Annotated in this window: 14 protein-coding genes and 4 pseudogenes; 13 read left to right on the top strand and 5 right to left on the bottom strand. The window is 55.6% G+C overall.

From position 1 onward, the window contains the following. Nucleotides 1-216: 216 nt before the first annotated feature. The 3 genes from Q0816_RS14940 to Q0816_RS26055 are packed head-to-tail and all read left to right on the top strand — an operon-like array spanning nt 217 to nt 927. Nucleotides 217-510, top strand: a complete 294-nt coding sequence (locus Q0816_RS14940; protein ID WP_298852213.1) for an antibiotic biosynthesis monooxygenase — start codon at nt 217-219, stop codon at nt 508-510. Beyond that, nucleotides 510-833: a methyltransferase domain-containing protein gene (locus tag Q0816_RS26060; protein ID WP_367180501.1), complete on the top strand. Its 324-nt coding sequence runs from the start codon at nt 510-512 to the stop codon at nt 831-833. Before Q0816_RS14940 ends, Q0816_RS26060 begins: the two co-directional genes overlap by 1 nt. Next, the gene (locus tag Q0816_RS26055; protein WP_367180499.1) at nt 784-927 is read left to right on the top strand and encodes a class I SAM-dependent methyltransferase; all 144 of its coding nucleotides are present in this window, start codon (nt 784-786) and stop codon (nt 925-927) included. Before Q0816_RS26060 ends, Q0816_RS26055 begins: the two co-directional genes overlap by 50 nt. On the opposite strand, the pseudogene Q0816_RS14935 reads toward Q0816_RS26055, so the two are convergent. The 3 genes and pseudogenes from Q0816_RS14935 to Q0816_RS14925 all read right to left on the bottom strand — a co-directional run. Further along, nucleotides 876-1,163 (bottom strand): annotated as a pseudogene (locus tag Q0816_RS14935) (IS6 family transposase); the annotation flags it as partial. The gene Q0816_RS26055 and the pseudogene Q0816_RS14935 sit on opposite strands and share 52 nt — an antisense overlap. A gap of 109 nt (nt 1,164-1,272) precedes the next feature. After that, the gene (locus Q0816_RS14930; RefSeq protein WP_298851981.1) at nt 1,273-2,601 is read right to left on the bottom strand and encodes a sensor histidine kinase; all 1,329 of its coding nucleotides are present in this window, start codon (nt 2,599-2,601) and stop codon (nt 1,273-1,275) included. A 35-nt stretch (nt 2,602-2,636) separates the two neighbouring features. Beyond that, entirely contained in the window at nt 2,637-3,305 is a 669-nt protein-coding gene (locus Q0816_RS14925) for a response regulator transcription factor (RefSeq protein ID WP_298851980.1), read from the bottom strand. Nucleotides 3,306-3,444: 139 nt separating this feature from the next. Between Q0816_RS14925 and Q0816_RS14920 the strand changes: the two genes are divergently transcribed. From Q0816_RS14920 to Q0816_RS14900, 5 genes are all read left to right on the top strand, one after another. Continuing rightward, nucleotides 3,445-4,533 carry a tricarboxylate transporter gene (locus Q0816_RS14920; RefSeq protein WP_298851979.1) on the top strand — a complete coding sequence of 363 codons (1,089 nt, stop codon included), beginning with the start codon at nt 3,445-3,447 and terminating at the stop codon, nt 4,531-4,533. A gap of 82 nt (nt 4,534-4,615) precedes the next feature. After that, nucleotides 4,616-6,646 (top strand): tripartite tricarboxylate transporter permease, encoded by a 2,031-nt coding sequence (locus Q0816_RS14915; protein ID WP_298851978.1) that lies wholly within the window; start codon nt 4,616-4,618, stop codon nt 6,644-6,646. After that, nucleotides 6,643-7,779 carry a 4-oxalomesaconate tautomerase gene (locus Q0816_RS14910; RefSeq protein WP_298852212.1) on the top strand — a complete coding sequence of 379 codons (1,137 nt, stop codon included), beginning with the start codon at nt 6,643-6,645 and terminating at the stop codon, nt 7,777-7,779. The genes Q0816_RS14915 and Q0816_RS14910 overlap by 4 nt, the downstream gene beginning before the upstream one ends. A gap of 53 nt (nt 7,780-7,832) precedes the next feature. Beyond that, nucleotides 7,833-8,069: a hypothetical protein gene (locus Q0816_RS14905; RefSeq protein WP_298851977.1), complete on the top strand. Its 237-nt coding sequence runs from the start codon at nt 7,833-7,835 to the stop codon at nt 8,067-8,069. Continuing rightward, nucleotides 8,066-9,046: a D-2-hydroxyacid dehydrogenase family protein gene (locus tag Q0816_RS14900; RefSeq protein WP_298851975.1), complete on the top strand. Its 981-nt coding sequence runs from the start codon at nt 8,066-8,068 to the stop codon at nt 9,044-9,046. Before Q0816_RS14905 ends, Q0816_RS14900 begins: the two co-directional genes overlap by 4 nt. Here Q0816_RS14900 and Q0816_RS14895 read toward each other — a convergent pair. Then, a complete protein-coding gene (locus Q0816_RS14895; RefSeq protein ID WP_298851973.1) occupies nt 9,015-10,034 on the bottom strand; it encodes an AbrB family transcriptional regulator in 1,020 nt (339 codons plus the stop codon). The genes Q0816_RS14900 and Q0816_RS14895 overlap by 32 nt on opposite strands. Nucleotides 10,035-10,156: 122 nt before the next feature. On the opposite strand from Q0816_RS14895, the pseudogene Q0816_RS14890 reads away from it, so the two are divergent. The 5 genes and pseudogenes from Q0816_RS14890 to Q0816_RS14875 all read left to right on the top strand — a co-directional run. Further along, nucleotides 10,157-10,309, top strand: a pseudogene (locus Q0816_RS14890) (GntR family transcriptional regulator); the annotation flags it as partial. Between the two features lie 74 nt (nt 10,310-10,383). Further along, nucleotides 10,384-10,732: pseudogene (locus Q0816_RS14885) on the top strand (transposase); the annotation flags it as partial. A 274-nt stretch (nt 10,733-11,006) separates the two neighbouring features. After that, nucleotides 11,007-11,273 carry a hypothetical protein gene (locus Q0816_RS14880; RefSeq protein ID WP_298851971.1) on the top strand — a complete coding sequence of 89 codons (267 nt, stop codon included), beginning with the start codon at nt 11,007-11,009 and terminating at the stop codon, nt 11,271-11,273. 188 nt (nt 11,274-11,461) lie between these two features. Then, complete coding sequence (locus Q0816_RS26050; protein ID WP_367180498.1) at nt 11,462-11,695, top strand: transposase; 234 nt, start codon at nt 11,462-11,464, stop codon at nt 11,693-11,695. Nucleotides 11,696-12,010: 315 nt separating this feature from the next. Continuing rightward, nucleotides 12,011-12,106: pseudogene (locus Q0816_RS14875) on the top strand (IS5/IS1182 family transposase); the annotation flags it as partial. 570 nt (nt 12,107-12,676) lie between these two features. On the opposite strand, the gene Q0816_RS14870 reads toward Q0816_RS14875, so the two are convergent. Then, complete coding sequence (locus Q0816_RS14870) at nt 12,677-13,414, bottom strand: hypothetical protein (RefSeq protein WP_298851969.1); 738 nt, start codon at nt 13,412-13,414, stop codon at nt 12,677-12,679. Nucleotides 13,415-13,417: the final 3 nt, after the last annotated feature.

Below are 13,417 nucleotides of genomic sequence, written 5' to 3'. Positions count from 1 at the left end.
TGGTCGGTTGACCTCCTGGAGCGAGATTCCGTTATTTCTCATAGCTTCCGTCCAAGCGTCTTGAAGCTTAGGTCTGATCCAGGATGGGCCCTCAAGTTTTGCTGTGCATAGGCGTAAATTACCAATAAGCCAAAGCGACAATGAGCCAGCGATGTGATATGAGGTATTCTTGAGGTCATCATGCAGGCAGCAACCCTACCAATGGGAGGGCGCGTTATGATCATGCGGATATTCCAAGTCACAGCGAGAGAAGGCAAAGAGGAGGAATTCGGTGACTTCTTCCACAACACGGCCATACCACTGATGCGAGGAACCGAAGGGATCGTTCAGGTACTTCCGGGTGCGGCACGGGCTGACAGTCCAAGAGAATTCAGTTTCGTCATGATCTGGAAAGACCTTGCGTCTCTCATGGCGTTTGTAGGCGATGATTACCAATCGGCGCATGTGGATCCTTCGGAAGCCGAATTAGTCGAGTCCAGATCAATCAAACATTACGAATTCGTAGAGTGATGCGAACGGCTGCCGACGCAACACAGGAAGAACTCCAAGCGGGTCGTGGAAATGAGGCTCCTTTTGTGCCAGCGCTACTCGCGCCCTGGTGTGCCCACGTAACGGGCGGAGCAGGAAAAGGTGACGGTGCGCATGTATTGGATGTTGCAGGTGGCACAGGAGTGCTGACACGAACTGCACGCGAGTGTTCGGGTCTTACCGGCCGTGTGGTCGGACTTGATCCCGCCCCGGGGATGATCGCGGCAGCAAAAGAAGTCGAGCACACAATATCGAATGGATTTTGGCAATGCCGAAGAGTTACCCTTGGAAGATGGCTCGTTTGATTGCGTGATCTCGCAGTTTGGAATGATGTTTTTTCAGGACCTTCAGCAAGCTCGAGTGGCGGCATACCACGCGTCATATGCCTGGAAGCGGTGACATCGGATTGTTAGGGCCAAGCGACGGCGCCCTAGTGCAAAGAACCAATTTCGAACGGTTGAATGTGTGACTGCGTAAAGCTGCAAACCTCCCGGAGGTCGATTTCCTTGCTTCGTCCGCTCCCGCTTTCGGACTGTGAGATGGCTGTTTTCCGCGCGGTTGTTAGGACCCTTGTGCAACCAATGAACTAAGTCCGATGAAACCTCTCATTTGGCGGCTCCATAGGACCGCAATTTTGTCCGTGATGATCCGCTTGGAAGGCGTGGAAGCAGCGACTCGCTGCGCTGATGAAATGGTATTGTGGACAGGACAGGTTTCAGATTCGTCAATAAAATCCAGAACGTTTTACAAAGCTGTTGGAAGCTCAAGCGTAACGCTCGCTCCTCTTTCGACTTGGTTTATTGAGATTAGTCCGCCGTGGCGGTGCGCAACGGCGGAGACTATTGATAATCCCAATCCGCTGCCTTCGGAGTGTTCCAGCTGCGAAAACCGGGCGAATGCTGCGCCGCTTTGGTCAGGCGAAAGGCCCGCTCCATCATCCGCCACCGTTAGACTGACAGAGCCGCCGTCACAGTGCAGCACAACTGAAATTCTATTTAACTTGGGGCCGCCGTGCTTTACCGCATTATCCAGCAGGTTCTTTATTGCCTCAGTTAGAAATACCCGATCACCGGACACCATGATCGCTGCGTCAGGCATTGTGACATCAAATTCAATACCCTTCGCGAGGATGTGAACACCCATCTCCGCGCAGGCTTCTTCTACAACAGAGCGGAAATCAATCTCATCCATTTGATCTTGGTGTGTCGGCTGTCTGAGCCTTTCAAGCGACAACAGTTGTTCAGCCACAGTCGCAGAATTTTTCGCCGCAATTACAAGCTCTGAAATACGCTTGCCCCGGTCCTCATCCGTTTTTGCCTCCTGAAGTGCTTCGGCCATAGACTGTACGGCTGCTGCCGGGTTTCGCAACTGATGCGCCGCCTCGGAAATGAAGGTCTGGTGGGCGTTGATACTGTGCTCCACCTGCGCAAAAAGCCGATTCAGGGTCCTGACGATTCCCTGCACTTCGACCGGTACCGCTCGCTTTATTTCACTGAGGTCGTCCGGCGAACGCAGGTCAATTGCGTCTTGTAGATTCAGCAATGGTCTCAGCCCGCGGGCGACACCGAACCAGACGACAATGGCAAGCGTCGTCAACAAAACGCCCATCAGAATTGCGGCGCGGATCGACAGTTGATTGGCAAATGCGTTTCGATCGGCCATGAGTTGCCAAACAGTTACAGTCGCGTCTCCCACCAGGTTTTCCAAAGTGACGCGTTCCGTCATTCTGAGAACCCGGACTGGCTCATCCTGATGAGCAGATTCAAAAAAATGTGGCTTATATGGGTCTTGCTGGGCGGATGCAGTTGACGTCGGAGGGTAAGCATATCCGGTGACATAGCTGCCCCCGGGGCCGGTCACGTGATAGAATATCTCTCCCCCCGATGCATCGCGGATCATACTGCGTGTGGATGGCAGCAATGCATCTCCACCTGAGATCGCCACGTCGCGGGAAATCGCAAGGCCCGCAGACAGCAAGCTGTCATCAAAAAGCTCCTGTGTGGTTCTTTGAGCAACGGTAAAGCGCCAATATCCAAGCAGAAACGCAAGCAAAACCAAAGGTGTGAGGATCAACAGAAATAACCTGAGCCTAAGCGAGCGGTGCGGGATCACTTCTGCACCTCAAGCAAATAGCCAAGCCCGCGGGCCGTTTTGATTCTGATGCCCAGATCTTGAAGTCGTTTTCGCAACCGTGACACATGGGGTTCTACGGCAGAATCCTCGACATCCGCCCCGACGCCATAGACATAGTCGGTCAGTTGGCTTTTGGGGACAATCCTGCCTCGGCGTTCCAGCAGGCATTCAAGCACGGCCAATTCCCGGCGTGGCACGTCCAAAACCTCTCCGTGAACAGTGACCTGTCGTGCAGAGCGATCGAATTCCAACCCGCCGATGGTCTCACGCGCGCCATAGTCGAGGTCCTTTCGGCGCGAAAGTGCACGAATGCGGGCTTCCAACTCATCCATCTCAAAGGGTTTGACCAGATAGTCGTCAGCGCCCATATCCAAACCCGACACCCGGTCGCTGGTCTCTGAGCGTGCGGTCAACAGGATCACCGGTGCACCATCTCCGCGACTGCGCAAGGATTGCAGGATTTCAAGTCCGGACCGGCCTGGTAAGTTGATATCCAGAACGATCAGGTCTGCACCTTCCTGTTCCAGATAGACATCGGCCTCGTCACCATCGGTCAGCACGTCAGCCGCATGGCCACGATCACGCAGGCGATATGCAATGGCGTTGGCAAGTGGCTCATTATCCTCGACGATGACAATCCGCATCGGGTCTCCTGCAAGTTTCGCGCAAGGTTGGCCCTTCATGATTGCCAGATGGGAGGGGGAATCAACCCCACAGTTCTATTTGCGATCATGGTGGTGCCAAGCGTGCCTTCGTGATTGTTTGGTCAACAGGGAGGAACCAATGACCATTTCCAACTTTACCCGTCGCGCCGTCGTGGGGCTGATCGCTGCCGCCGGAATGGCCGCACCCGTTGCTGCCGAGGTCGATTTCTCGGGCAAGACCATTGAGTGGGTCATCCCGTTCTCGGAAACGGGCGGTTCAGCCAAATGGGCCAACTTTTTTGCGCCACTTTTGTCCGAGGCGCTGCCCGGCCAGCCCACTGTTGTGGTAAAATTCATGCCGGGCGCAGGCTCGACCAAAGGCGCCAACTGGTTTCAGGAACAAGAGCACGACGATGGCACTCTTTTGTTCGGCACATCTGGTTCAACCCAGTTTCCGTATCTTCTGAGCGACCCGCGCGTGCGGTATGAATACAACGACTGGATTCCGGTTATGGCGTCGGGCACCGGGGGCGTCGCTTATCTGAACCCAGAAGATGGAGCCAAGTTTGACGGTTCTGCAAACGCGCTGAAAGACACAAGTTTTATCTATGGTTCGCAGGGGGCCACTCGGCTGGATTTGGTACCGCTGCTAGCGTGGCAGATGCTTGGTATGGATGTTGAGCCGGTCTTTGGCATCAAGGGTCGTGGTGATGGCCGTCTGATGTTCGAACGCGGCGAAGCCAATATCGATTACCAGACCTCATCGGGTTATTTGGGCGGCTCCGCCCCATTGGTTGAGGCCGGTCAGGCTGTTCCAATGATGACCTGGGGCGCGCTGGATGCGGATGGCAACATCGTGCGCGATCCTACCTTCCCGGATATCCCAACCTTCAAAGAGGTGTGCGAAGCCACCGATGGGTGCGAAACCAGCGGTGAGGCCTGGGACGCGTGGAAAGCCTTCTTTGTCGCAGGCTTTCCGGTGCAGAAGCTGGCGTTCCTGCCCGGTGACACGCCGCAAGAGGTCGTCGATGCCTACACCGCAGCGTTCCAGGCCGTGACCGAGCGTGGCGACTTTGCCGATATTTCCTCCAAGCGCGTGGGCAAGTACCCGGTGTTCGTCGGTGACGGCTCCAAATCAGCGCTGCAGACGGCGACAAACGTTGATGACAACGCTAAAGCCTATGTCCTGAATTGGCTAAAAGACTCCTACGGCGTCGAGCTGAACTAAGCCGGGCCTTCACAGCGTGTGCCCTTCTGCGCGAGGGCCGCGCCATCGGAATTCTACAAAAATTGAATGAAAGGCGGCCGCTATGGAGGTTTTCGCCACCGCTCTTCCTGCGCTTGGTGATGCGTGGGCTCTGATCCTGCAACCTATCGTTCTGGGCTATCTCGTGCTCGGCGTTGTCATGGGATTGGCCGTTGGAGTTTTCCCTGGGCTCGGTGGTATCGCCGGTCTGTCCCTTTTGCTGCCATTCATGTTCGGCATGGACCCGATCCTGGGCCTGGCGCTGATGATCGGGATGGTCGCCGTCGTTCCGACCTCTGACACATTTGCCTCGGTTCTGATGGGGATACCAGGCAGTTCGGCCTCGCAGGCGACCGTGCTTGACGGCTTCCCGATGGCAAAAAAGGGTGAGGCCGCGCGGGCATTGTCTGCGGCCTTTGCGTCATCCCTGTTCGGGGGTCTGGTCGGCGCGACATTCCTGACCATGTTCATTCTGATCGCGCGGCCAATCGTTTTGGCCTTTGGCCTGCCCGAGATGTTAATGATCACCATTCTCGGTCTTTCGATGGTTGCTATCTTGGCCGGACGCATCCCGTTGAAAGGTGTTGCCGCCGCCGGGCTGGGCCTGATGGTCGGCACCATCGGCGAGGCGGACGCCGGTGGCTCGCTGCGTATGGCTACCTATGACATTCCCTATCTGACCGATGGCCTGAAACTGGTCATTGTCGGTTTGGGAATCTTTGCTGTCCCTGAAATCGTTTCTCTGCTGCGTCAGGATCGGTCGATTGCCAAGGGGGCTTCATTGGGGGCCGGATGGCTGGACGGGGTCAAGGACTGGTTCGCCAATATCTGGCTTTCGGTTCGCTGCTCAATCATCGGTGTGATCGTAGGCGTTATCCCCGGACTTGGGGGCTCGGTTGTTGACTGGATCGCCTACGGCCATTCCGTGCAGACAACCAAGGACAAGAGCAACTTCGGCAAAGGCGAAGTGCGTGGCGTGATCGGGCCGGAAAGCTCGAACAACGCAAAAGAGGGCGGCGGTCTGGTGCCAACCCTGCTGTTCGGCATCCCCGGTTCCGGCTCGATGGCGATCTTCATCGGCGCTGTGGCGTTGCTGGGATCCGGCGATATCGAGGTCGGCCCGAGCATGCTCAAGGACAATCTCGACATCACCTATTCCATCGTCTGGTTGCTGGCGCTTGCCAACGTCGTGGGCACCATCCTGTGCATCGCGGCCTCGGGCGGGATCGCCAAGCTGACCACGATCCGTTTTACCTATCTGGCGCCGTTCCTGTTCATGCTGATCAGCTTTGCTGCCTTCCAGTCCGGGCAAAACTTCGAAGACCTTCTGGCACTGTTCGTGATCGGCCTGATCGGCACCTTCCTGCGCCGGTTCGACTGGTCGCGCCCGGCCTTCCTGATCGGCTTCGTGCTATCAAACCCGGTTGAGAAGTTCACCAATCAGGCGTTCCAGATCGCCTCATTCCGGTTCCGCAAGAGCTTCAGTGAAGGTATGGAATACGTCTTCAGCCCCATCGTGATCGTCCTGATCGTGATCACGGTTGTCTCGGTCATTCTGGGTATTCGTCAGGCCAAGATGATCATGGCTGAAGGTGACGTGCAGGCAGGTACCAAGCGCGCGCCGCTGGTCTTCCTGCTGGTGATCATGGCTTATCTGATCGTCGCTTTAGTCAATGCCAACATGATCCCCGATTACAACATGACCGACAAGATCATCCCGCTGGTGATCGGCAGTGTGTCTTTGTTCTGCTGCGTGATCCTGCTGATCCAGATGACGCGGCGGCCCGAAGGCGATGCGATCTTCGCCGACAAGGAAATCGCGGGTGAAGACGCCAGTGCCCCTCACGGTCTGTGGTCCACGCTGGCATGGTTCGCGAGCCTTATCGCGGCGACCTGGGTCGTTGGCTTCATCCTCGCGCTTCTGGGCTTTCTGATCGCTTTCTTCCGCATTCGGGCGGGGGCCAGCTGGCAGATGACACTGATCCTGACCGCCTGTGGCATCGGTTTCATGTGCGTCATGGCAGGTGCGTTGAACCGCGATTTCCCGCCGGGTTTGCTGCAGGGCATGGTTGATCTGCCATGGCCGCTGAAATGAGCCGGGTCTTGCCAGGAGTGCGCAAAGATCTGAAAGGGCGCGCCAAGACCCAAACCGGAATTCCGTTCATTTTCATGCGGGGCGGCACATCTCGCGGCCCCTACTTCCGTCGCTCTGACTTGCCAGAGGATCTGGAGACCCTCGCGGACGTTCTGATCGCTGTGGTTGGCGCTGGGCACCCGTTGAATATCGACGGGATAGGCGGCGGCGCTGCCGTCACGACCAAGGTCGCGATGCTATCCGCCAGTGACGAAAACTGGGCAGATATCGATTTTTTCTTTGCCCAAGTTTCAGTTGAGGAAAAGCTGGTAGATTTCAAACCCACCTGCGGGAACATCCTGTCTGGCGTCGGCCCTGCAGCAATCGAAATGGGTTTGATCGAGCCGCGGGGCGATGAAACCGAAATCCGTATTCGCGCCGTCAACACAGGGGCGCAGGTAGTGGCAATGGTGCCGACGCCCGGCGGTGAACTGACTTATCAGGGAGATGCGGAAATTGCGGGCGTGCCGGGGCGTGCCGCACCGGTGCAACTCAGCTTCATGGGTGTTGTGGGTTCATCCACCGGCGCGTTCCTGCCCACTGGTCATCTGCGCGACACGGTGCAGGGTATCGAGCTAACCTGCATGGATGTCGCGATGCCGATGGCCATTGCGCGCGCTTCTGATTTCGGCCTGACCGGATACGAAAGCGCAAAGGAACTGGACAGCAATCGCGCGTTTTTTGACCGGATGGAGGCCGTTCGGATTGAGGCCGGACAGTTGATGGGAATGGGTGATGTGTCCCAGTCCGTGACCCCAAAATTCGGCATACTTGCACCTGCTCGGGACGGGGGCACACTTGCTGTCAGGTATTTCATGCCGTGGAATACTCACCCGACGATGGCGGTGACAGGGGCACAATGCATGGCCTCTTGCGCATTGACGCCGGGAACTGTTGCGGATGGCTTATTGCAACGAACCACATCCGGACCTGCCGAAGTCGTCCTTGAGCACGCTTCGGGTAAAATCGATGTTCTGGTGGATTTCTCCAGCGAAGATGGGTTCACACTCAGCGCGGCAGGATTGGTGCGAACAGCGCGCAAGCTGGCGGATGGCAAAATCTATGTACCGAAATCTGTGTGGGATGGGAGTTGAACGGGCACATATTTTGTTAGTATACTATGGTATACGCATAAGGAGATGTCATTATGAACGACTACTCTGAATGTCTCGATATTGCCAGGCAGGAACTGAAATTGGCGCAGGCAGCATTGCGGCAGGATATGGTGGATTATCCCACGCCGATCGCTGGCTGCGATGAACAATTCAATCATTTGCTGGATCAGAGCCAACGTGTCCGCAATGCGCTCGCGGCGCTTGAGGCCCCGCATTTTGTTCCGACACCAAAAAAAATGGAATCCGGGCAAGGCAGTCAAAGCCGATGAAAGTACATATTCTGGATGACTGGTTCGACACGCTGCGCGGCCTGCCTTGTTTTGCAAGGCTTGCGGATCATGACGTGACGGTTTGGACGGATCACGTTGAAGATATCGGCGTGTTGGCAACGCGGTTACAAGATGCCGATGCCGTGGTTCTGTTCCGGGAACGCACCAAGATTACCCGAGCGTTGCTTGAGAAGCTGCCTAACCTTCGGCTGATCAGTCAGCGCAGTGTCTACCCCCACGTCGATGTGCAGGCATGCTCTGATCACAATGTGCTTATATGCTCGAACATGCACAGCGGCACTCCGTCTTATGCCGCGGCCGAATTGACCTGGGCCCTGATCATGGCCGGAATGCGGGATCTTCCGGCTCAGATGGAGTCGGTCAAAGCAGGGCGCTGGCAGGCCGGGGTGGGTAAGACGCTGCGCGGGCGTCGACTGGGCTTATACGGCTATGGGCGTATCGCCCGGGCTGTTGCAGGCTATGCCGAGGCCTTTGGTATGAACGTCATCTGGTGGTCGTCCGAAGAAGGTCGTGCGCGGGCGATGGCGGACGGAGTCGAAGTCGCGCCCAGTCGGGAAGCGTTCTTTGCCGATAGCGATGTGGTGTCGGTTCATGTCCGCCTGAATCCGGACACGCGCGGAGTTATCAAAGCGTCAGACTTTGCAGCGATGCAGCCAGGCTCGTTGTTCGTGAACACGTCGCGGGCGGGGCTCATTGCACCGGGCGCTTTGCTAGGGGGGCTCAACACTGGCCAGCCCGAAAAAGCGGCCATTGATGTTTTCGATACTGAACCTCTGACCGACCCAAATGACCTGCTATTGTCACATCCCAATCTGATCGCTACGCCACATATTGGCTTTGTCACAGAGGACGAGTTCGACCTGCAATTTGCGGATATCTTCGATCAAGTAAACGCCTATGCCGATGGCGCTCCGATCCACCTGATCAATCCCGAGGTTTGGACCAACGCAAAATAAGACCGGCCGCGATAGGTGCGCCGATGATCACCAGCACGATACGTGTCAGATGGTGGGTGATGACAAACCCCAGATCAGCGCCCGAGACGATGGCAAGAACGGTCATCTCAGCCTGACCTCCGGGCGCAAACGCAAGAAACGCCTCGAGCGGTTGACCCAAGCCAAGCATGGTCACCATTGCCGTAAATCCGGCAGCCAGAATGGCGAGAATAACAACATAGGCGACGCCAGCAGCAACGACCCGACGTAGTTCGGCCCATGTCACGCCAACAAATTTCACACCTATCCCGCACCCGATGAAGAACTGCGCAGCCAGAATGGCTTCGCGTGGGGGGCGGGCATGGATAAAATCCCCCAGAGACAATGCAGCCGTAAGGATCATCGGCCCAAGAATGGACGCTCCGAAAAGTCCAATTCTTTCGCCGCCTTTCCAGCCGACGAAAGCTGCCAAGACCATGAGCAGAAGCTCATGAACAGGCAGCTCACTCGCAGGCTGCCCGATGGGGTTGGTGAGTTCGGCATCGTAGAATATCGTCAGAAACAGCGGTGCCAAGGTCACGATGATCAACACGCGTGTTCCGTGGATCAGGGACAACGTTCTGGGATCAGCCCCGGCCTCGGTGCCGAATATGATCATGTCCTGCAGGCCGCCCGGCATGGCGGCGTAAAACGCTGTCTTTTCATCGAACCCGCAGACTTTGCGGAAGAACGGCACGCCGATCAATACGATCAGGATGATGAAGAACGGGATCAGCATGATCGACGCAGCCATTTTTGGCAGCTCGGCAAACAGTCCGGGCGTGATCGATGCGCCAACCGCGACGCCCAGAATGGTTCTGGCTGCGACCGAGATCTGTCCGAACCCTGCCATTGGCGCATGAGCCAGAGCTGCGATCAGGCATGCTGTCATAGGGCCGAACAGAAACGGCAACGGTAGATGCAATACCCAGAAGATCAGCGTGCCAAGCGTCGCAAAGCCAAGTGTCATTGACCTTTTTTTCAGCATAGCTGGTTGGGCTTTCAGGCTGTTCAAAACTTGGCTTTCAGGATCATTGACTCGTTATGTATCCAAATGTATACAAATGCACGCAATATACAAGTGTACGCGCTATGACCATCCAGGACGACCCAATACAGCCCGGCCCACAAGGCAATTCCGCGTATCAGCGCATGCTGGAGCAGATCCGCGACGGCACGCTCTTGCCTGGCGATCGCTTGCGCGAGATCGAGCTGTCTGAACGCTTGGGTGTCAGCCGCACACCCAATTGAGCTTTGGGGCAGGATACATTGATTTCCGCCGCGCCACGTAATTCACGGCTCAATTGCGACCGGTGAGCATGTCTGATCTTTTTTGGGCTGGTCGACGCGCAGATGGCGCGCTTGGAGCCCTAATTTCCAAAACCCCATAGCGGACAACGCGTGGATGATCGTCGCGTGTTGAGTGGGATTATCTTCCTCAACCGCAATGGGTTAAGGTGGCGCGATGTCCCTGCAGCCTATGGCCCGCACAGGACCCTGTACAACCGTTGGAAACGCTGTAGCGAGAACGGCATCTTCGCACGGATGGTGGCTGGTCTGGTCGCCGAGCACGGCAAACAGAAGACGGTGATAAACAACAAATTGCACGCCATCACCGAAAGCCTCGGCCGCCCTATTCGGTTCTTCATCTCTGCCGACCAGGTCAGTTGGAATGGCTACCGCCCTCCCCTGACGGCATCGCAATACGCCAGGGTCCTGGTACTATTTGCCGCAATATGGAGAAGACAGCGACATGAAGGATATAATGATTGGGGTCGATCTGGCAAAAGCTGTTATTCAAGTACACAGAGCCCTGCAACCCGTGGCAGTGCAGTTTCGCAATAAAGCTCACGCGAAAGCAGTTCGTCACGTTCATGTCACATCAAGAGCCCTGTCTGGTTGTCTTTAAAGCGTATGGCGGTACGCATTTTAGGCGCGTGAGATGGAAGCTCTTGGCCATGAGGCCAAGCTAATTGCGCCACAATACGTGCACCCTTTCGTGAAGCGTCAGAAGAACGACGCCGCCGATGCCGAGGCGATCGCATTCGCAGCTCGTCAGCCGGAAATGCGTTTTGTAGTGGCCGAGACAGTTGAACAAAATCTCGCGCGGCAATGTTTCGCGGTCGGCAGCGATTGGTCCATCAGAAGGCTGAAGACGTCAATGCCTTACAGGCATTGCTATATGAGCATGGCCATGTATGCCCTGTAGGGATACGTTCTCCAGATCACATGGCAGCGCTGTAGGAGGATAAAACCGCGGACCTGTCAACACTGATCCGAGAGGATTGCACGGAGCTGCTGGCGCAAAATGCAGGGAAAACAGCTCAGGTCCTTGAAAGGAACAGGAAATTCTCCACTCTGGAGTCCCGGTCAGACAGAGCTCGCCGGCTTCAGAACATGCCAGGTGTCGGCCCCGTCACAGCCATCGCGGTGGAGGCGTTCGGGCCTGATATGGCACAGTTCAAAACGGGGCGTGACTTCGCAGCTTGGCAGGGACGTATGACCAAGACAGACCAGACCGATATCCGACGCTTTCTGATCATTAGCGCAATGTCGCGATTGCGCTGGGCAACATCCATCTCACACATGCAAGCATGTGTTGCCGGGCATTGGATGGAACGGCAGATATAGGTGATGCTGACGAAACACGAGGACGACAAAGATCCGGAACTTGCAAACAAGGCATGATACTAATGCAAGGCTGCGTGGACCGGTGCCACGGGTGTGTGAGAAAACGCTGGTATGAATGGGCGCAATGAACGAGCAGATCTGGATCAGGAAAACCGGTTAATCGCCGCGTGCGCAAAGCTAGACGGTTAGATTTGGACCTGATCCGCTGATCACCATCCCGGCCTGTGGCTTCTGGAAATGCCGCGAAGAGAGGGCTTACAGAAGTTTGCTCTCGATCACACGCCTGGATAGTCAAAAACTTCTTGCACTAGGGGGGGCAGGCTCAAGGATTGGCGACGCGCTGCAACCCGCCATGACCGCTGTTCCCAAGTATTCCTTCCTGCCACCGCGCTCGCAACAACCGTCATCTAATGGTTATGAACCCTGACCCTTAGGAAGTGATTTCGCACACTGGTTTCCTGCACCTGCGGAATAGTGTTCCCTACCAGATCTGAAAGAGTTCATGGCCGAACACGGCGTACCCTGCTACGGTGAACTCGCAGCACTTCGGTCTCAGGGTTGAGCAGGGTCATGAAATTTGGCCGCGCACCGGTCGAGCCGCCGCCAGAGCCAGGGAATGTTCACGTTGGCGGGGAATGATGCGAATTTCTTCATTTGTAGGCTTGGAGGCTTATTGCCGGTCGCCATAGCGGTCACGGCCCGCAGACTGTCAGACCATTGCGCCAGATCACCAGAGACAGGACTGCTTTCATAGTCGTTGAGCAGCCAGGGTTAGTGAAAAACGGAGACACTGATGCTGCCAGGGTGTCGTCTAACGTCTTCGTGACTTCGTCAGCTTCCATCGTCGAGCAAAGGCGTCAAAATACAACGTGACAGCTGTAGTCACCGAGAATTGCCGACAGGTATCCGCGAAGCTCCTGAAGCAAACGACATGACGCGGGATGGTAGCTGAGGTACCGAAACAATAACCTTTTGCATAGACTACTTGGACCGATAGAGCGTCTTAATTTCACTCACCAAATTGTTGTTTCCGACAAGCTTTTCGACAGCATCGTTTGTCTGGTGAACCACATCCCGCAAGTAATCTCTATGTGCTGGAAAAACAATATTTCGGTTCTTTCGCCCCCTACTATCCACCTTTTCGCCAACAAATTTTCTTAGATCTCTATGAGAAATCGCAAACTCCCTGAGTTCAGGTTTTTCTCGTAACACTGAACGGACTGCGAATGGGCGTAACTTAATATCATATTTCTCGCCTTCCCGGTGGAAGAGGAGGAAGCTGTCCCGATGTGTTCCAAATTCTCTCAGACCCTGAGTATCTGACATGGAGGTAGGAACGGTACGATTTGGATGCTCCGAGGTGTCCCATACTGCCGTAATGCCCGTAACGGGCTTGCCCTCGGCGGTTATTTGAAACACATCTAGAACCGTTCTGGTTAGCTTGATTGTAGCCACATTGGGGTCATCGACTTTTTCCATTTCACCGTACAAACTGTATGGGACCGGAAATGTCTTAATATGACCGTCGCGCAAACAGACGCCTCGACCTTCAAGAAAAGATGCGCCGTCTTTGTCAAGAAACCTTGTATTGGGCCACGAGAACAGATTTGCAGGTTCGCAACTCGAAGGCAGTGGGTAGCTTTCTACACATCTAATTTTGGTCAGTTTCGTCAGCGTACCCGAGGCACTTTTTATCAGCTTTGGAAGCAATTCCGTCATTAG

It is taken from the genome of uncultured Ruegeria sp. (assembly GCF_947497005.1).
Taxonomy (GTDB): Bacteria; Pseudomonadota; Alphaproteobacteria; order Rhodobacterales; family Rhodobacteraceae; genus Ruegeria.
The sequence above is the reverse complement of the archived record's forward strand: the minus strand, read 5'-3'. Positions and strand labels throughout refer to the sequence as shown.